Origin of the sequence: Pseudoalteromonas sp. PPB1 (assembly GCF_015356275.1) — a bacterium.
GTDB lineage: Bacteria > Pseudomonadota > Gammaproteobacteria > Enterobacterales > Alteromonadaceae > Pseudoalteromonas > Pseudoalteromonas rubra_D.
In genome coordinates this window covers 149,442-167,817 of record NZ_JACEQV010000006.1, presented here as the reverse complement: position 1 = coordinate 167,817, position 18,376 = coordinate 149,442, and the positions used below count along the sequence as shown (strand labels likewise).

Annotated in this window: 21 protein-coding genes; 20 read left to right on the top strand and 1 reads right to left on the bottom strand. The window is 44.9% G+C overall.

Annotation, left to right across the window (positions count from 1 at the left end; all coding sequences use genetic code 11):
• Nucleotides 1-69: 69 nt before the first annotated feature.
• The 15 genes from astE (at nt 70) to IY568_RS08280 (ending at nt 13,659) form a co-directional block, all read left to right on the top strand.
• Nucleotides 70-1,101 (top strand): succinylglutamate desuccinylase, encoded by a 1,032-nt coding sequence (gene astE / locus IY568_RS08350; RefSeq protein WP_125559483.1) that lies wholly within the window; start codon nt 70-72, stop codon nt 1,099-1,101.
• A 243-nt stretch (nt 1,102-1,344) separates the two neighbouring features.
• On the top strand, nt 1,345-2,562 hold the full coding sequence (locus tag IY568_RS08345; protein ID WP_010384724.1) for a thiamine pyrophosphate-dependent dehydrogenase E1 component subunit alpha: 1,218 nt from the start codon (nt 1,345-1,347) through the stop codon (nt 2,560-2,562).
• Nucleotides 2,562-3,539, top strand: coding sequence for an alpha-ketoacid dehydrogenase subunit beta (locus tag IY568_RS08340; RefSeq protein ID WP_010384723.1), 978 nt, complete (start codon nt 2,562-2,564; stop codon nt 3,537-3,539). Before IY568_RS08345 ends, IY568_RS08340 begins: the two co-directional genes overlap by 1 nt.
• Before the next feature lie 10 nt (nt 3,540-3,549).
• The gene (locus tag IY568_RS08335; RefSeq protein ID WP_194867287.1) at nt 3,550-5,100 is read left to right on the top strand and encodes a dihydrolipoyllysine-residue acetyltransferase; all 1,551 of its coding nucleotides are present in this window, start codon (nt 3,550-3,552) and stop codon (nt 5,098-5,100) included.
• Nucleotides 5,101-5,292: 192 nt separating this feature from the next.
• Entirely contained in the window at nt 5,293-5,850 is a 558-nt protein-coding gene (locus tag IY568_RS08330; protein WP_194867286.1) for an LON peptidase substrate-binding domain-containing protein, read from the top strand.
• Between the two features lie 103 nt (nt 5,851-5,953).
• Nucleotides 5,954-6,613: a sigma-70 family RNA polymerase sigma factor gene (locus IY568_RS08325; protein WP_010384719.1), complete on the top strand. Its 660-nt coding sequence runs from the start codon at nt 5,954-5,956 to the stop codon at nt 6,611-6,613.
• Entirely contained in the window at nt 6,606-7,256 is a 651-nt protein-coding gene (locus tag IY568_RS08320; RefSeq protein ID WP_194867285.1) for a ChrR family anti-sigma-E factor, read from the top strand. Before IY568_RS08325 ends, IY568_RS08320 begins: the two co-directional genes overlap by 8 nt.
• A gap of 260 nt (nt 7,257-7,516) precedes the next feature.
• Nucleotides 7,517-8,002, top strand: coding sequence for a nuclear transport factor 2 family protein (locus tag IY568_RS08315; protein ID WP_194867284.1), 486 nt, complete (start codon nt 7,517-7,519; stop codon nt 8,000-8,002).
• Nucleotides 7,987-8,712 (top strand): SDR family NAD(P)-dependent oxidoreductase, encoded by a 726-nt coding sequence (locus tag IY568_RS08310; protein ID WP_194867283.1) that lies wholly within the window; start codon nt 7,987-7,989, stop codon nt 8,710-8,712. The genes IY568_RS08315 and IY568_RS08310 overlap by 16 nt, the downstream gene beginning before the upstream one ends.
• Nucleotides 8,709-9,962, top strand: a complete 1,254-nt coding sequence (locus IY568_RS08305) for an NAD(P)/FAD-dependent oxidoreductase (RefSeq protein ID WP_194867282.1) — start codon at nt 8,709-8,711, stop codon at nt 9,960-9,962. The genes IY568_RS08310 and IY568_RS08305 overlap by 4 nt, the downstream gene beginning before the upstream one ends.
• On the top strand, nt 9,962-10,774 hold the full coding sequence (locus tag IY568_RS08300; protein WP_194867281.1) for a DUF1365 domain-containing protein: 813 nt from the start codon (nt 9,962-9,964) through the stop codon (nt 10,772-10,774). Before IY568_RS08305 ends, IY568_RS08300 begins: the two co-directional genes overlap by 1 nt.
• Before the next feature lie 3 nt (nt 10,775-10,777).
• Complete coding sequence (locus tag IY568_RS08295; protein WP_194867280.1) at nt 10,778-12,055, top strand: SAM-dependent methyltransferase; 1,278 nt, start codon at nt 10,778-10,780, stop codon at nt 12,053-12,055.
• Nucleotides 12,030-12,545 carry a DUF2878 domain-containing protein gene (locus tag IY568_RS08290; RefSeq protein WP_194867279.1) on the top strand — a complete coding sequence of 172 codons (516 nt, stop codon included), beginning with the start codon at nt 12,030-12,032 and terminating at the stop codon, nt 12,543-12,545. Before IY568_RS08295 ends, IY568_RS08290 begins: the two co-directional genes overlap by 26 nt.
• Complete coding sequence (locus IY568_RS08285; RefSeq protein ID WP_194867278.1) at nt 12,538-13,125, top strand: chalcone isomerase family protein; 588 nt, start codon at nt 12,538-12,540, stop codon at nt 13,123-13,125. The genes IY568_RS08290 and IY568_RS08285 overlap by 8 nt, the downstream gene beginning before the upstream one ends.
• Before the next feature lie 6 nt (nt 13,126-13,131).
• Nucleotides 13,132-13,659, top strand: coding sequence for a DUF3833 domain-containing protein (locus tag IY568_RS08280; protein WP_194867277.1), 528 nt, complete (start codon nt 13,132-13,134; stop codon nt 13,657-13,659).
• A gap of 348 nt (nt 13,660-14,007) precedes the next feature.
• On the opposite strand, the gene fabA is transcribed toward IY568_RS08280, so the two are convergent.
• Complete coding sequence (gene fabA, locus IY568_RS08275) at nt 14,008-14,523, bottom strand: bifunctional 3-hydroxydecanoyl-ACP dehydratase/trans-2-decenoyl-ACP isomerase (RefSeq protein ID WP_010384707.1); 516 nt, start codon at nt 14,521-14,523, stop codon at nt 14,008-14,010.
• Between the two features lie 371 nt (nt 14,524-14,894).
• On the opposite strand from fabA, the gene IY568_RS08270 reads away from it, so the two are divergent.
• The 5 genes from IY568_RS08270 (at nt 14,895) to IY568_RS08250 (ending at nt 18,339) form a co-directional block, all read left to right on the top strand.
• Entirely contained in the window at nt 14,895-15,749 is an 855-nt protein-coding gene (locus IY568_RS08270; RefSeq protein ID WP_125559511.1) for a 6-carboxytetrahydropterin synthase, read from the top strand.
• Nucleotides 15,742-16,590 carry a M23 family metallopeptidase gene (locus IY568_RS08265; RefSeq protein ID WP_194867276.1) on the top strand — a complete coding sequence of 283 codons (849 nt, stop codon included), beginning with the start codon at nt 15,742-15,744 and terminating at the stop codon, nt 16,588-16,590. The genes IY568_RS08270 and IY568_RS08265 overlap by 8 nt, the downstream gene beginning before the upstream one ends.
• On the top strand, nt 16,587-17,018 hold the full coding sequence (locus tag IY568_RS08260) for an acyl-CoA thioesterase (RefSeq protein ID WP_046004424.1): 432 nt from the start codon (nt 16,587-16,589) through the stop codon (nt 17,016-17,018). The genes IY568_RS08265 and IY568_RS08260 overlap by 4 nt, the downstream gene beginning before the upstream one ends.
• 290 nt (nt 17,019-17,308) lie before the next feature.
• Nucleotides 17,309-17,842, top strand: a complete 534-nt coding sequence (locus IY568_RS08255) for a GNAT family N-acetyltransferase (protein ID WP_194867275.1) — start codon at nt 17,309-17,311, stop codon at nt 17,840-17,842.
• 149 nt (nt 17,843-17,991) lie between these two features.
• Nucleotides 17,992-18,339 (top strand): response regulator receiver protein, encoded by a 348-nt coding sequence (locus IY568_RS08250; protein ID WP_125559517.1) that lies wholly within the window; start codon nt 17,992-17,994, stop codon nt 18,337-18,339.
• Nucleotides 18,340-18,376: the final 37 nt, after the last annotated feature.

Sequence of the window (18,376 nt, the reverse complement as noted above, 5' to 3'; positions counted from 1 at the left end):
CTACTATCTTAGTTGTGGAAGTATGGCTTCCCGGCTACTCTCATTTCTCTCACAAAAGGTGATGTTCGTATGTACCTTGATACGTTAAAACAAACTGGAGACTTCCTGACTTTAACTCGTAATAATGAGTTTTCCCTTGCCGCTGAGCAATTTACGCTAAGCAACGGCACTTTGGTTGAAGTAAAAGATACCGGCGTGATCCAGTTCACACCTGCCACTTATGGCGATAAAGACATTGTTCTGTCCAGTGCAGTCCATGGTAACGAAACTGCCCCAATCGAAATATGCGATGCGTTTATTCAGGATGTCATTCTGGAGCGAATTGAACTGGCTCATCGTGTTTTGTTTATATTTGGTAACCCAAAATCCATCAATATTGCTGAACGTTTTGTCGATGAAAACCTCAATCGCCTGTTTAATGGTGCCCACGAGAACCGCACAGATAACCCGGAGCAGATCCGTGCTTCGAAACTCGAAAGCTATGTAAGTGACTTTTTCACCAGCGTGCCAGAAGGGCGCTATCGCTGTCATTATGACCTGCATACCGCGATTCGTGGTTCAAAAAATGAAAAGTTCGCAGTTTATCCATTCTTGCATGGAAAACCCTGGAAGAAATCACAGCTTCAATTCATGTTGGCCTGTGGCGTCAATACCATATTAATGATGCGCTCAGCAGCCACGACATTCAGTTATTTTTCGTCATTTCAATTCGGGGCTGATGCCTTTACTGTGGAACTGGGACAGGTCAAGCCTTTTGGACAAAATGACATGTCACGCTTTAGTGCAGTAAAACAAACCTTGAAAGCATTAATTAGTCAAGAAAGTGTTGAATATGATGAATTTAATGCAGAGGACTTCGAGTTATTCCAGGTCCACCGCACGATTAACAGAACTTGCGATGCGTTTTCATTCCCATTCCCTGATTCTGCGGTAAATTTCACCGGTTTTGCTAAGGGGGAGTTGCTTGCGACAGATGGTGATACGGATTATTTTGCAGAGGTTGAGGGTGAAGCAATCATTTTCCCGAATGCTAAAGTTGCGTTGGGTCAACGTGCATTATTAACAGTTGTGCCGCTCGAAGTCGACGAAAACTTTGTATAACCCTATGTAAGTAAAGCGCTTATTAAAGCGTATCAAAAACTTTCCAGATCAAAATGTGCAAATTAACGGTTATTCATCTAGGATTAGTTGAATAACGTTTACGTTAACGTAAAGTGGCAAAAGCTTTAATTTAATTAATTTGCATTTACCGCACTAATTATTCAAATCTCTAATCGCGGATCCGGCCCATTTTAAGCGGCTTTGGCGTTGCAAATTAGTTATGACAACAAGAGAAGGTAGGTTATGACTAACCCCAATAACATATCGTTGAATATCAGCCATGCGCTCGAATTTATCGATGGCCATGCGCTTAACATCCCGACGCTGAAGATACTCAGCGAAGACGGTGACATTTTAGATGGCGCCACTGCACCTGACTTAGATAAAGAGACGGCGCTGCGAATTTACTCAACCATGCGCTTTATCCGCTTGTTAGATGAGCGTATGCAGGCGGCACAGCGTCAGGGCCGGATTAGCTTCTACATGCAATGTTTAGGAGAAGAGGCCGCGATTACGGCCAGTGCGGCTGCGCTTAAGCAAGAAGATATGATTATGGCGCAGTATCGAGAGCAAGCAGCGCTACATTATCGTGGATTCTCACTTGAGCAGTTTATGAACCAGCTTTTCTCAAACGAAAAAGATTTGGGTAAAGGCCGTCAGATGCCGGTTCACTATGGCTCAAATGAATTACATTACCTGACCATTTCATCGCCACTTGGCACACAGATCCCACAAGCGACGGGCTATGCCTATGGTCAAAAGCTTAAGCACATTGATGCACAAAGTGGTGAGCTCAGCAGCGAGATTGACAATGTAACCATCTGTTACTTCGGTGAGGGCGCCGCGTCAGAAGGCGACTTCCATGCTGGTTTAAACATGGCCGCAGTGCACAAAGCGCCTGTGCTATTTTTCGCGCGTAACAATGGTTATGCTATCTCGACCCCAGCTGACGAGCAGTTTAAAGGTGACGGTATTGCGTCTCGTGGTGTCGGTTATGGCATTAAAACCATTCGTGTTGATGGTGCAGACACTCTGGCAGTGTATGCTGCTACACAAAAGGCCCGGGAAATCGCGGTGACTACCGGCGAACCCGTTCTGATTGAATCTATTGCTTACCGTCTCGGTGCGCACTCTACATCTGATGATCCTTCTGGTTATCGTACAAAAGATGAAGAAGCCGAATTCAAGTCAAATTGTCCGGTGGCGCGTTTCAAGGCCTGGTTGCTGAAACAAGGCTGGTTGAACGAAGAAGAAGATGAAGCACAAAAAGACAAGATCCGTGAAGAGATCCTGGCTGCTCTGAAAGTCGCTGAGAAAATACAAAAACCTGCACTGGAAGAATTGGTTTCAGACGTTTACGATACGCCAATTCCGGCACTACAAAAACAATACGAAGAATTAAAAGAACATATTAAACAGCATCCGGACGCGTATCCAATTACGGCTGGGAGGATCAAATAATGGCTAAAATGAACATGCTACACGCCATTAACTCGGCGCTAGACATTACCATGGCAGAGCACCCGCAGGCGTGTATTTTTGGTGAAGACGTGGGTTATTTTGGTGGCGTATTCCGTGCTACTTCCGGCTTACAAGAAAAATACGGTAAACATCGTGTGTTTAATACGCCGCTGACAGAGCAGGGTATTTTGGGTTTTGCGAATGGCCTTGCTGCGTTTGGCGCACCTGCACTCGCTGAAATCCAATTCGCTGATTATATCTTCCCTGCATTCGACCAGATAGTGAACGAGTCTGCAAAATTCCGCTATCGTTCAGGTAATGAGTTTAATGTGGGTAACCTGACTATTCGTACACCTTACGGCGGTGGTATTGCGGGTGGTTTGTATCACTCACAATCACCTGAGGCTTATTTTGCTCATACACCAGGCCTGAAACTGGTCGTGCCGCGTAACCCATATCAGGCAAAAGGCCTGCTGCGCGCCTGTATCAAAGATGATAATCCAGTGATTTTCTTTGAACCTAAGCGTCTGTACCGCGCCTCAACAGGTGAAGTGCCTGAGGGCGATTACACCATCGAAATTGGTAAAGCTGAAGTGGTCAAAGAAGGTAAAGATGTGACCGTGCTAGCCTGGGGTGCCCAGATGGAAATCATTGAGCAAGCAGCTGCTAAGGCTGAAGAAGCCGGGATCAGCTGTGAGATCATTGATCTGCGCTCCATTTTGCCGTGGGACGCTGAAACCATTGCGAAGTCTGTGACTAAAACTGGTCGTCTGGTTATCAGCCATGAAGCGCCGATCACAAATGGATTTGGCGCTGAGATTGCAGCCACGATCCAAAAAGAGTGTTTCTTGCACCTGGAGTCGCCCATTGAGCGTGTTTGTGGTCTGGATACGCCTTATCCACTGGCACTGGAAAAAGAGTATGTACCGGATGCACTTAAAGTATTCGCTGCAATTAAGAAGTCAGTAGAGTTTTAAGGGACGGGTCATGTCTAAAGAATTTATTTTACCTGATATTGGCGAAGGGATCGTCGAATGTGAACTGGTCGAGTGGCTAGTTAATGTCGGTGATGAAGTGAAAGAAGATCAGCCAATTTGTGATGTGATGACAGATAAGGCACTGGTTCAGATCCCAGCCGTGCATGATGGTGTGATCACCCAGTTACATTATGCTAAGGGTGATATTGCTAAAGTGCATGAGCCACTGTTTGCTATGGATGTTGCTGGCGAAGCGCCTGCACCTGTTAGTAGTGTGAGTGACGGTGATTCTGTGGCCCCGACATCAGCAGCGCATTTAGAAGACTTTATATTGCCAGACATTGGTGAAGGAATTGTTGAGTGCGAGATCGTAGAGTGGTTGGTCTCAGAAGGCGACGAGATTAAAGAAGATCAGGCTGTTTGTGATGTAATGACAGATAAAGCGCTGGTTCAAATTCCGGCTAAGTATGATGGTGTCGTTGAAAAACTATATTATCAGAAAGGCGATATTGCTCAGGTTCACAGCCCGCTATTTCAGATGCGCCTCGGTGCTGACCATAGCCCGAAACAAGATGAACTGGCCGTACATAAACCACAACCAGTGAAAGAGAGTAAAGCACCATCTGCACAGCCTTCCGCGTCAGCGAAAGTGAATGGCAAAGCGGTCGCATCTCCAGCAGTCAGACGCCGCGCCCGTGAAATGGACATCGATATTACCCTGGTACCTGGCTCAGGCAAAAATGGTCGAGTGTTCAAAGAAGACCTGGAACGTTTTGCGCAAGGCGGTAATACGGCTGTTGCTCTGGCAACACCGGCTCAAGTTGAACCTTCAGCGACTGCGCCGGTTAGTGAAGGAACAATCCGGGTTGAGGCTATCCGAGGTATGAAAGCCGCGATGGCTAAGCAAATGGTCGCGTCTGTTTCTACCATTCCACACTTTACCTACAGTGACGAAATTGATCTGACAGAGCTGATTGCACTGCGCAAGTCTCTTAAAGAGCAGTATGCAAAGCAAGGTATAAAGCTGACAATGATGCCATTCTTTATCAAAGCTCTGTCTCTCGCAATTAAAGAGTTTCCAATCCTTAATTCGCAGGTCAATGATGACTGTACAGAGATCACTTATTTTGATGATCACAATATAGGTATGGCTGTTGATAGTAAGCTTGGCTTGCTAGTTCCTAACATTAAGCAATGTCAGAATAAGTCAATTGTGGATGTGGCTGAAGCAGTAACGCAGTTAACAGATGCAGCGCGCGAAGGGCGAGTATCACCAAATGACCTTAAAGGTGGTACGATTTCAATTTCGAATATCGGTGCAATTGGTGGCACCACAGCGACCCCAATCATTAATAAACCCGAAGTTGCTATTGTGGCGTTAGGTAAATTACAGCATTTGCCACGTTTTGATGCGCAGGGCAATGTGGTCTCACGCTCGATTATGCAAGTCAGCTGGTCTGGTGACCACCGCGTAATTGATGGCGGAACCATTGCAAGATTTAACAATTTGTGGAAGTCTTACTTAGAGGAGCCGGCTAAAATGATGATGGCCATGCGCTAATCGTCGATTTTGCTAGTTTCTTACTTGTTGTAAAGGGCCTTTACGGCCCTTTTTTAATGGCTTCTCGTGTAAAAAATTAAAAAATGTACTCACGATAGCTACATGAATTTCGTTTGATCCGTGCTACCACCTCACTCGTATTGACAGACAGATTTAACTGTTTGGCCTTATTTTATGATCCAAAGCGTGCAAATGGCACTTTTTCCATTACCTGTATTCCTGCTACCTGGTGGTGTAACCCGGTTACGGATTTTTGAGCAAAAATACTTGCGTATGGTCAAAGAAGCTGGCGATGATCGTCATTTTGCTATTGGCTTGTACAAGTCTGCTACTGAATATCAAACTGCGCCATGGGCAAGTTGGGTCGAAATCATTGATTTTGGCTCAGCAGAAGATGATATTCTGACGATAGACGTAAGATCTAAAGGATTATTGGACATTGATGAGGTTTGGATGGAATCCGACGGATTGCGCCAGGCATGTTTTACTACAAGAGCGCATTGGGCGACGACTGAACTGCTGCCCAGGTATCAGCATATTAGCGACGAACTGGCTCGTATCTTTAATCAGAACCTCGAATTGGCTGCACTTTACCCTGAGCCCAGATTTGAGGATGCAGCCTGGGTGGCGGGACGTTTTCTGGAAGTCTTACCTTTTTCTCCAGAGCATAAAGAGGGATTTTGTGAACCAGACACTCTACCTCAGGCGCTAAAATTTCTCGATACCATTATAACAGGACAAGATGACTGATAAATTCGCTGACTTAGTGATCTAACTTCTTTGGTCTGGCGTATGATAGGTCGAGAAGCAATAAAACCGTTTTTATACTTCCATTATCTATGGATGTGAGCTAATGATAGAAAAGAGCCGACAGCAAAGTACCGAAACGCCACAGGGGTCAGTTATGAAAGACGTTGCTGCTACACAAACATCGGAGCAACGTTTGCTCAGCGCTGAGCAACAGGCGCAGTTGTGCGATTGGATGGATCGTATTGCAAACCAAAGGGACAGAAAGGCGTTTGCCTGTTTATTCAAGTGGTTTGCACCTAAAGTATTGCATTTGGGTCGTCAACGTTTTGGTGATGCAAGTCAGGCGCAGGAGCTTTTGCAGGAAAGCATGGCAAACGTGTGGCGAAAAGCACATTTGTTTAATTCTGAAAAGGGCGCTGTAACCACGTGGATATACACTTTGGTTCGTAACCAGTCTTTCGATATGCTGAGAAAAATGCAGACTAACCGCGAAGACAATCTGAGTGAAGACATTTGGCAGCAACACAGCAACGAGCGTGATGACAGTGCCGAGTTTTCTGACCACCTCCTCGATAGACAGCTTGTTGAGTACGTAGAAAAGCTGCCTGAAGAACAAAAAAATGTCGTTAAGGGCATTTACTTCCAGGAACTGAGTCAGGAAGAGCTGGCAAATCAACTGGGGATACCTTTGGGCACAGTTAAGTCTCGGCTCAGGTTGGCATTAGGTAAATTAAAGGCACACATGGGGGAGCATCATGATTAAATACCACCCATCCGAACAAATCCTGCAATCTTATGTTCAGGGAGAACTGTGTGCTTCGTTGAGCGTAGCCGTGAGTATGCACATAGATATGTGCCCGCAGTGTCAGAGGTTGGCACATCAGTTTGAAACAAGCTGTGCCCACAGTTTTATTGGTGAAGAATTTGAGCCGCAGAGTGAAGACAACTGGGATGACCTCATCGCGCAGATCACTGAGGATACTCTGTTTGATGAAAGGCCATCACCTGCACCCCTTGAGATCGAGGTGAAAGGCGAGCAATTCGTACTGCCTTCCAGCTTACATAACGTCGGCCTCAGTGGGTGGCTGAAACTGGGTAAGCTGTCTCGGTCGAGGCTGAATCTGGGCGATGGCAAATTACACGCAAGCCTTTTGCACATTGAAAAGGGCGGGAGTGTTCCTCAGCACACACATAAAGGATTTGAGCTAACATTGCTCCTGTCCGGTGAGTTTAAAGATGAAATGGACAGCTATGTGCCCGGGGATTTTATTATGCTTGATGGTGAGCACGAGCATTCGCCTGTCGCCACTGAATCGTGTTTGTGTTTTACTTTAGCTGACGATGCATTGCACTTCAGCCAGGGCCTGAGCCAGTTATTCAATCCCATTGGTAAGTTGATCTACTAACCCAGAATTAAGTCTGACTTAATTCCTCCTTCGACTTGAGCACAAAGCCAGCCTTTGTGCTTTTTTCGTTTCTAGGGTACTGATTTCAGGCGCTTTATCAAAAAATCTGCTAATGTACTAACTAGAGCGTCTATATACAGTGAACAGCTGCTACTTACCTTTGTGTCAGTCAGTGAAATGATGACAGGAACCTGAGGCAGATTGATCTTATGCCGGTTTGAACACGTATTACAGGACATAGTGACAGAAAGGATAAAGTAATGACCGAACAACCAGACTGGCTCGACAATTTTGTAAGGATTTACAATAAGCTGGATAGAGAAACCTTACATTTATTGGACGAGATCTATCATCCTGAGATTCAGTTCAGCGACCCGCTCCATGGGATCAATGGGCTAACTAATCTAAGCACATACTTCAGTGATATGTACAGTAATGTGATCAGCTGCCAGTTTGATATTCATCACAGTTTGTCGCAGGGCGATCAGGCCGCTTTGTACTGGACTATGCGCTATCGTCACAATCGCCTTGGCAAAGGCCAGGAAATAAGCGTTGAAGGTCACTCTTACCTTAAAGTTCAGGACGGTAAAGTAATAATGCATCGGGATTATTTTGATGCAGGTAGTTTGCTCTATGAACACATTCCACTAATGGGAATGGGGATACGTTGGTTAAAAGGCCGCGTGTCTGGCGAGCAAAGTGGTGCTGTGGCGAACAAGGGAGCGCAGGCATGCCCGAAGTTTTAATCACTGGCGCAAGTTCCGGAATAGGACTGGCTCTGGCCAGGCGTTATCTTGAAGCCGGATATAAAGTTCACGTCTGTGGCCGTAGCAAAGAGAAACTCGAATCTGTGTTACCTGAGTCAGAATATATCCGTCACTGGTGTTTCGATGTAAGTGATAAAGCAGCGATATTTGACCTAGCTGAACGTTTGCCGCCTTTAGACGGCATCATTCTCAATGCCGGAGGCTGTGAGTACATAAACGATGCACGTCACTTTGACTCTGAATTGTTTGAACGCATCATCAGCGTCAATCTAATTTCAGTTGGGTATTGCCTAGAGGCCTGGCTTAGCAAACTGTCTCGAGGTGCGTTTTTAGTGTTTGTCAGCTCATCAGCCAGCTACTTGCCATTACCTCGGGCAGAAGCTTATGGTGCGTCGAAAGCTGGCCTAACTTACCTGGCTAAAACTCTGGATGTAGATTTGTTGGGCAGTGGCATTCAGATAAGCGTTGTTCACCCAGGTTTTGTGGATACGCCCTTGACGCAAAAGAATGATTTTCCGATGCCTTGTCAAATTACCAGTGAACAGGCTGCTGAACGCATTTTTAGGGGTGTGGAGAACAAGCAGTTTGATATTCACTTTCCACGCAGGTTTACCTATCTGCTCAAATTCTTTGGTTGGTTGCCACATACCGTCTGGCGCCGCCTTGCCGCAAAATGGATAAAAAGATGAAAAAAATAGCCGTCATTGGCAGTGGCGTTTCAGGTATGGTCTGTGCGAGATTGCTCAGTACCAGGCACGAAGTACACTTGTTTGAAAAAAGAGATCGCCTTGGGGGGCACACCGCAACAAAAGAAGTAGAGTATCAGGGGCAAACCTATCAGGTTGATACTGGCTTTATAGTGTATAACGACAGAACTTATCCAAACTTCATCAAACTGATGGACAAGCTTGGGATCCAGGGGAAACCGACGGAAATGAGTTTCAGTGTTCATAACAAGGACTCCGGCCTAGAGTACAATGGTCACGACCTAAATACCTTGTTCGCACAAAGACGTAACCTCTTCCGACCTCGATTCTGGCGTCTCATTCGGGAGATTGTGCGTTTTAATACATCAGCAAAACAGCGCTATGCCGACGACAATTTTTCTAGTCAGGAAACGCTAGGCACTTTTCTTGAAGCGAATAACTTCAGCGACTTTTTTGCAGAGCATTACATTTTGCCGATGGGCGCAGCTATCTGGTCTACTAGTCTACAGAAAATGAAAGAGTTTGAACTGAAGTTTTTTGTGCGATTCTTCTATCATCACGGTTTGCTTAATATCAGTGACAGGCCGCAATGGTATGTGATCCCTGGTGGCTCGAAACAATACATTGCCCCACTATTAAGAGGTCTTGAAGGCAATATTCATCTCAGTGCCGCTATATCCAAAGTCACGCGTGAAAATGGCCGTGTGCAGCTTCACTTTGCAGACGATGTCCGTGAATTCGATGAAGTGGTATTTGCGTGTCATAGTGATCAGGCGCTTAGTTTACTTGGCGACCCGAGTTCCGATGAAACGAGCGTGCTTTCAGCAATTCCCTATGCTCAAAATAGTGTGATACTGCATACAGACACGCAATTATTGCCAAAACGCCGCCTTGCCTGGGCTGCCTGGAATTACTTGCTCGATAATAACGAATCTCGGCCAGCGGCGGTTACCTACAATATGAATATATTGCAGGGCATTGAAGCACCCTGCACATTCTGTGTCACCCTGAACCAGGAAATTGAGCAGGACAAGGTACTCGGCCACTATCAATATGCGCATCCTGTATTTAATACACAAAGTATGGCAGCGCAGCTACGTCGAAAGGAAATTTGCGGGAAGACACAAACGCATTTTGCCGGTGCCTATTGGTACAACGGCTTTCACGAAGATGGTGTACGCAGCGCCGTCGATGTGGCTGCAAGATTCGGTATTAGTCTGGACGATTTGTAATGAGTGATAATGCGACGCAAACCTCACCTTTATATGTTGGTCAGGTAAGACATCGACGCTTTGCACCTGTATATCATGGTTTTTCGTATCGCTTGTATATGCTTTGTCTGGATGTTGAAAGCGACGCTTTCACCCAAGCCGGTCAGGGTTTAATTGGCCCACAATGGTATCGGCCAATTCGCTTTTGCCAAAAAGACTACCTCAAAGGTGATCGCGGAACATTACAACAACGTATAAAAAACAAAGTCATAGAGCTTGGTGGGCAGTGGCCGGGCGGGCGTATCAAAGCGCTGGTTCAGGGACGTTGTTTGGGTTTGTACTTTAGTCCACTCAATGTTTACTTCTGCTACGATGCGCAGGGAAACTGCAACCTAATGCTGGCCGAGGTGAGCAACACACCATGGAATCAGCGACACTACTATCTGGTGGATATTAGTGAGTCGCAAAGAACAGATAAGGCATTTCATGTGTCACCGTTTATGTCACTGGACATGCAATATCTTTGGCGCGTTAAGGCGCCCCCTGAACATGGCCCCGGGCAACTGTTGTTACATATAGAAAATCATGCCACGGCAGACCACGACTATAAACAACAGGGGACTTTGGTGAACAGTAAACTCTTTGACGCCACTATGGCGCTCAAGTCAAAGCCGCTCTCGTTGAGAAACTTGCTTGGTCTTGGGTTGTGTGTGCCCTCTATGACATTGAAGATATGCCTGGCAATTTACTGGCAGGCCTTAAAACTTTGGGTGAAGCGTGTGCCGTTCATACCGCACCCCGAAACTCACTCTAACTGTAATAAAGCGAAGTGATACATGGAACAAAATAGCCAAACCATCCCCAAGCCTGCCACGGCATCATGGTGGCATAGTTTAATGATCAATAAAGCCAGAGGATTTATCTTTAAGCTGTTGGAAAATCTGGAGCATGATCGTCTCGAAATCATCGAAGGAAGTGAGAAGGTTGTGTTAGGCGCGATGCAGCCCAGGATCTATGCCACTATATTTGTGTCCGATCCTAGCTTTTATCTGGACGTATTGAAAGGCGGTGGGATTGGCGCCGCCGAAGCATTTATCGATGGCAAATGGGGAAGTTCCGAGTTAACGAAGGTCATACGCATCTTTGCTTGTGCTCAGTCACAACTGGACGAGCTGGAAGGCAAGATGTCTTGGTTGGCTTCACTCAAAAACCGCGTTTTTCATTTTGGCAACCGTAACAGTGAATCCGGCTCAAAACAGAATATACTGGCACATTATGACCTGAGTAATGATTTATATCAGTCGTTTCTTGATCCTACTATGATGTATTCCAGTGCGGTCTTTGACACGCTCGACCAGCCACTTGAGCAAGCACAAAATAATAAACTCAAGATCATATGCGATAAACTTGAGCTGAGTGAGCGGGATCACCTGTTAGAGATTGGTACAGGGTGGGGCGCATTGGCATTATTTGCAGCTCAAAATTACGGTTGTAAAGTGACTACCACGACGATCTCAGATGCTCAGCATGAGTTTACAGCGCAGCGAATTAAATCAGCTGGTTTAGAGGGCCAAATCACTTTGTTAAAACAGGATTATCGGTTGTTGGAAGGCAAGTACGATAAGCTGGTGTCTATCGAAATGATAGAAGCGGTGGGACACAGTTACATGGCTGGTTTTTTTGCAAAGTGTAGCAGCTTGCTGAAGGATAATGGCCTGATGCTATTACAGGCCATCACCATCGCAGATAAACGCTATGACCACTACAGAAACAATGTGGACTTTATTCAACGCTACATATTTCCCGGTGGCTGTTTGCCATCCATAGCGGTGATGTCTGATCATCTCGCCACTCAAACAGACATGGTTGTGCGTGACATAGACGACATCGGCCTGCATTACGCACAAACACTCAAGCGTTGGCGTGAGCAATTTGAGCAGAATTGGCAACAGATCCGTGCTTTTGGTTTTGATGAGCGATTTCGACGTCTGTGGCTGTTTTATCTACAGTACTGTGAAGGTGCTTTCTTAGAACGTGTTATAAGCACGCATCACCTGGTAGCTCGTAAGCCACGACATATTGGGGTGAATGATGCGCAATTTTTGGCTGATTAATCTCATAATCTTTCAATCTGTGTGGTGGTTGTGCGCCTTATTCACAGATCAGGCTGTGCCTTTGGTTGGGCTTTTGTTTTTACTGCATTTTGCCCTTTCACCAAGCAGAAAAGCTGACGCCCGGAGCTTGTTGATTTTACCGCTTGGGTTGATTGTCGACCAATCGCTCTCACTTTTTGGGGTAATAAGTTTTGCGGACGGCTATCAATTACTACCTCTGTGGCTTGCTCTACTTTGGGGTCATTTTACGCTGACGCTTAACCATAGTCTGAGTTGGATGAGTCGCTATCATTTTGGCATACAGGGTGCGCTTGGTGCGGTATTTGGCGCACTCAGTTATATCGGTGGGATAAAGCTCGGTGCTCTGAACAGTGCACTCTCACTGACAAATGTGTTTTTAATTTTTGCTGTTGTTTGGGCCGTCATTTTACCTTTGGTAGTGCACCTCAACGGTCGAATGGGACAGCGCCTGGGAGTACAACATGTTTAAAGAATTGTGCAAAACGCTAGTCGCGTTAGCGATGTTTTCAGTACCTTTAGTCGCGCCATTACAGGCAAGTGCCTCGACGGCAACACAATTGTCTACTTTAGAACTACGAGGTACGGCCGATTTACGCTATCTGTTTTGGGATGTCTATTCAGCAGCACTGTATACCGGTGGAGAAGCATATCAGGCAGACCAGTTTCCACAGGTGTTGAGTTTAACTTACAAACGCGACATAGAAGCACAGGAGCTGGTTGATGCCACGCGAGAACAGTGGCAAAAGCAAAAACTGGAACTGGACAACGCTGAGCAGTGGCTGAGACAACTAGTACAACTCTGGCCTAACATACAAAAGGGCAACCAACTTATTCTGGTGGTCGACCGTGACAAGCAAAGCCGCTTTTATTTTCGTCCTGACCCGGGGGCAGAGGTTAAAAGTGCTTTGTCAGAAGACGAGCTGAAAACGTCTGCGAGCTTTCTCGGTGCGATTAATGACCAAGCTTTTGGTCCTGCGTTCTTGGCCATATGGCTATCAGAAAAAACCACAGAGCCAAAGCTGAGAGAGCAGCTCATTGGAAAAAGGTAAAACAAGATGAAAGTATATTTGGCGTTGCTGCTGATTTTTACACTCAGTGGCTGTACCAGCAAAACCATTGCTGACTATAGCGAAACAAAGCCGGACCTGGCACTGGAGCAGTTTTTTAGTGGAGAGTTGACCGCATATGGTATTGTCCTTGACCGAAGCGGCAATCTCACACGACGTTTTGAAGCCGATCTGATAGGCACCTGGGAGGGCAACAAAGGCGAGTTAAAAGAATGGTTTCGATTTGACGACGGAGAAAAGTCAACCAGAATCTGGCAACTGGAAAAAACGGCCGATAATTTTTATAAAGGCACCGCAGGGGACGTCATTGGCGTGGCGCAGGGTGAAACAGCAGGTTCAGCGTTGTACTGGCGCTACCAATTGGAGATCCAATACCAGGGCTCCCCATTGGAAGTTACTCTGGACGACTGGATGTATCTTGTGAATGAAAAGCGCTTGTTTAACCGCACTGAGATTATAAAATGGGGCTTCAAAGTCGGCGAGGTTATTCTAATCATAGAAAAACATGACAGTTGAAGACATTTGTCGTGTTCACAAACAAAGGCCTGTAAATCAGGCCTTTGTTGTTATCAGCGTATGAGTGAAACCTAGCGGGTTCCCTTCCAAATTTATGCTTACCAGTCCCTTACATCGTGAAAACGTGCTTTTTATCTACGGCTTTAATAGCGTCATGATTGCTTTGTGGCAGAAAGAAACAAGTCACTTAGTGGCTTTTTTGTTAGCTGATGGAATGCAGTACATTGCGTGTGACTCCAAAAACGAAATCAAGGGCATCGTTTTGGATTGAGGCTGGTGCAAGTGCCGTGAAATAATAAAAGCCCGTCAAATTCAGACGGGCTTTTACATCAATGCGATTGAAATAGATTAAAACGCACTCGTATCCTGGAACAGGCCTACTTTTAGATCTTTCGCTTCGTATATAACGCGGCCGTCAACTTCTACTGTGCCGTCTGCAAGACCCATAAACAGTTTACGCTTGATAACGCGTTTCATGTCTACGCGATATGTTACTTTCTTAGCTGTTGGTAAGATCTGGCCTGTGAACTTAACTTCACCTACACCCAAAGCACGGCCAAGGCCCGGTCCACCAGACCAGCCAAGGAAGAAGCCAACGATCTGCCACATGGCATCCAGACCTAAACAACCAGGCATTACCGGGTCGCCACGGAAATGGCAGTCAAAAAACCATAGATCAGGGTTAATATCTAGCTCAGCGACGATCTGACCTTTGCCAAACTCGCCACCATCTTCATTAATCTCGATGATACGATCCATCATGAGCATGTTATCGATTGGCAGACGACAGTTGTTCTCGCCAAACATTTTGCCTTCAGCACATAGGATCAGTTCTTCTTTTGTATAGCTATTTTTTGGTTCCATAATCATCAGTCTTAGTCTTAAATTGTCGCTACTTTAGCTTACACTTGTACGCTAAACAACTCTGAACAGTTAAAATTTGCCTGCTCTATGAGCGCTTTACCCGTCAGGTGATGTATTTTCATTCACCCAACTTTACCGGGCTGCCTGTTTTTTAATCACGAGGTCGTTCGTTGTGCATCAGCTAGTGTGGGTTTTATAGTATAACGCCGTAATTATGGCTTACTTTACACTGGGATACTCAAAAGTGAATGAAAATCATTCAAAGAATGGCCTTGATTAGATTATTTCTTTGTTTCAGGACCTTTCAAGGCGATTTTTGCTTTAAAAATCTTTATAATTGAGACAGTCATTTTTAATGTTAGCGGAAGTTTATGATCCTTTTTGTAGATGCCTTGACGGTAATTGATTTTTCTTACTTGTGTGGTAAACGAGGCGCGGTAGGCGAGAGCTGGATTGTTGATATGACACTGCATGGCCAGTTAAATGAAGAGTCTATGGTATTGGACTTTGCCAAAGTAAAGAAGCAGATCAAGGCCATTATAGATGACACGATTGATCATAAGTTGGCTATTCCCAGCCAGCTTTCATGCAATTATGAATCACAAGACGGTAGGGTGAGTTTTGACGGTTTGTTTGGCGGGCATCACCTTGCAATGAGTGCACCTGACGAAGCTGTTTGCATCGTAGAAGGCGCGCAAATCAATGAAGCCAGTGTTATTGCTTTTCTTAAACAACAGATTTTGCCAAAAATGCCAGACAACGTGAAAGACTTGGAGATTGAACTGCGTCCTGAGCCGAGCCGTAGTTTCTATTACCACTACAGTCATGGTTTGAAAAAACACGATGGAAATTGCCAGCGTATCATTCATGGCCACCGTTCTGATATTGGCATTTACCTTGATGATATCAGCATGCCACGTCTACAAAAAGAGTGGGCAGAGCGTTGGCAGGATATCTACCTGGGCAGTCAGGAAGATCTTATCGATGTGAGTGACTTGCAATACATTAAACCACATGATGATGATTATGCATTTGCCTACACAGCTTCTCAGGGCTATTTTGAATTGGCTATCAGTAAGGCTCGGTGTGATCTGATCCCATGTGACAGTACAGTGGAGTGTTTAGCCGACTATCTTGCCGGAGAGATCAAGGCTCAGTATCCTGACAGAAAAGTTAAAGTTAAGGCGTTTGAAGGCGTCGGAAAAGGAGCAATCGCTTATGCCTGATTGGCTGATTAGAGCGAAAAAGACCGGCATTATACTAGCTGGCTTGTTAGTGAATATAAGTACGGGTCATACTATTGAACTGAAAGGCTCACTGACCCAGGGTGGTATGGTGATTGCTGAGTTGGCCGGCGTAAAATCTGCCAGATTTAACGACAAAGAGTTAGCTATCTCACCTGATGGAAAATTTGTTTTTGGCTTTGGCCGGGATGCTGATACAGAGCATACCCTAAGTTGGGTTGACCAAAACGGCAAAGCACACTCCAAAAACTTGATGATCACCGCGCGTGACTATGATATCGACCGTATTACCGGTGTAGAGAAAAAGTATGTATCGCCGCCAAAGGAAGTGTTAGCTCGGATCCGCAAAGAAGGTGCACAAGTTAGTGCCGCTAGAAGTAAACTAAGCACCTTATCTTATTTCGATGACCCGGTTTATAGGCCAGCAAAAGGCAGAATATCGGGAGTCTACGGCAGCCAACGTTATTTTAATGGTCAACCCAGAAGGCCTCACTTTGGGTTGGATATTGCTAATAAAACGGGCACGCCAGTACTTGCGCCCGTAGCAGGAAAAGTTGTATTTGCTAACCCGGATCTCTACTACAGTGGTGGTACGCTGATCCTTGACCATGGATATGGCATTACCTCTACCTATATACATCTCAACAAACTCCATGTCGAAGTCGGGCAAATAGTTGAGCTGGGCGACCATATTGCCGATATAGGTGCCACTGGCAGGGTAACTGGCCCACACTTGGATTGGCGTTTTAATTGGTTTAATGAACGTTTAGATCCTCAACTTCTTATGATTGATAAACTCGCAACAAAAAGCAGTAAAGAATGACACAAACAGATAAAGACGCAGTAATTGCACAAAGAATTAAAGACTCGCAAACCTCAGTAACCAAAACTGTATTTCCAGGTCGGACGAACCACCACAATACACTGTTTGGTGGTGATGCACTGGCATGGATGGATGAGGTTGCTTTCATCGCAGCGACGCGTTTTTGCCGCAAACCTCTGGTTACCATTTCATCAGACAGGGTCGACTTTAAAGAAGCAATCCCGGCCGGTACATTTGCAGAATTGGTTGCTAATGTAGTGCATGTAGGTAATACCAGCTTGAAAGTCGAAGTCCATATCTATCTAGAAACCATGCATAAAGACGATAAGCACCTAGCGATCTCGGGTAGCTTCACGTTTGTTGCTGTCGATGACAACCATAGACCAACACCTGTGGTATGTGATCAGATGCTAAATGGGTTTAGCTAATCAATTTCAAAATTTTTAAATAATAACAACTAACAGGAGTTTTTGACTCCTTTATTTTAAATAGAACACATCATACTTGTTTATGGTTAATAAGTATCTTTTCATGAGAGATGGTGTTTAAATAAATTCTCCAGAACAGAGGACCTTCAACTTTACTCTTTAGATCTTGATTCCAAACATCTTTCACAGGTTTTATGAGAGAATAGACTTAAGGAGATAATCGGGACAACTGATTGGTTTAAATTAACAAATAGCCAAGTGCAGTAAGGCATATTATCCAGAAGGGAGTTATGGAACACCGTATTTCAGCACATCTACACCTCACTCCGTTAGACACTAAACATGCTGGCACATTGTTTAATGCAGTTGAAGCGAGTCGTGAAAGCTTACAAAAATACTTGCCGTGGGTGAAAAAGCTAACAGAGATCCGGGATGCGGAAACTTATATTGCAGAGCGGATTCAGTTATTAAACGCAGAATATTTTGCCATTATGAAACGGGGTCATTTTATCGGGGTATTTGCGATTAAACCAGCTAACTCCCAGAGTACTTGTGAAATAGGCTATTGGCTCATTGATAAGGCAAGGGGTAAGGCGGTAATCAGTCGGATATTAGGTGTAATCTTGCCTTATCTTAAAAACGTTCGACAAGTACATTCTGTAGAATTTCACTGCCTGGAAAATAACAAGGCGAGTATCAAAATAGCAAAACGTACAGGAGCCTCACTTATCGAATGTTATTCGAGTAAATCTGAGTTCAATGCAGCACCACGTTTGATGTGCCTTTATCGGACTTACTTGCAGAATTGTGAACCTTCTTGCTGAAGTTATATAAGTTTTCATTTTTCTCGGGTACAATCTCGTTCCTTAAAAGAGACTAACCCATAATTACGGGTTGCTCCTAACCTGCAAAGCAGTGCCACATAACTGTTTTGCAATTATTAAAACTAAATAATAAGAGTTTAGGATAATTCATGATAAAAAAAATATTACTATCTTTGAGCTGTGCCCTTGCAATTAGCAGTTTTGGCGCGCAGGCCAGTGGAAAATGGCATACTTCAAAACTTCATACTGTATATCCAACGTCTCAAGGCGGCTTTGTACTAACTTTTAAAACTAATGCGCCAGATTGCTCTCAAACAGTTAACTCGGCACATAAATATCACTATGTTGAAGTAAATAAACATAGTATGACTATGGAAGGAGCAAATAAGATCTATTCACTTGCTCTGATGGCTGCAGCGTCTAATAAAAGCATGAGTTTTTTCTATGATAGCACAAGCGACAAGTGTTATATCAACAGAGCCTATGTGCAGTTTTAATTGAAACTATGATCAAAAAAGTCGACCTTAGGTCGAC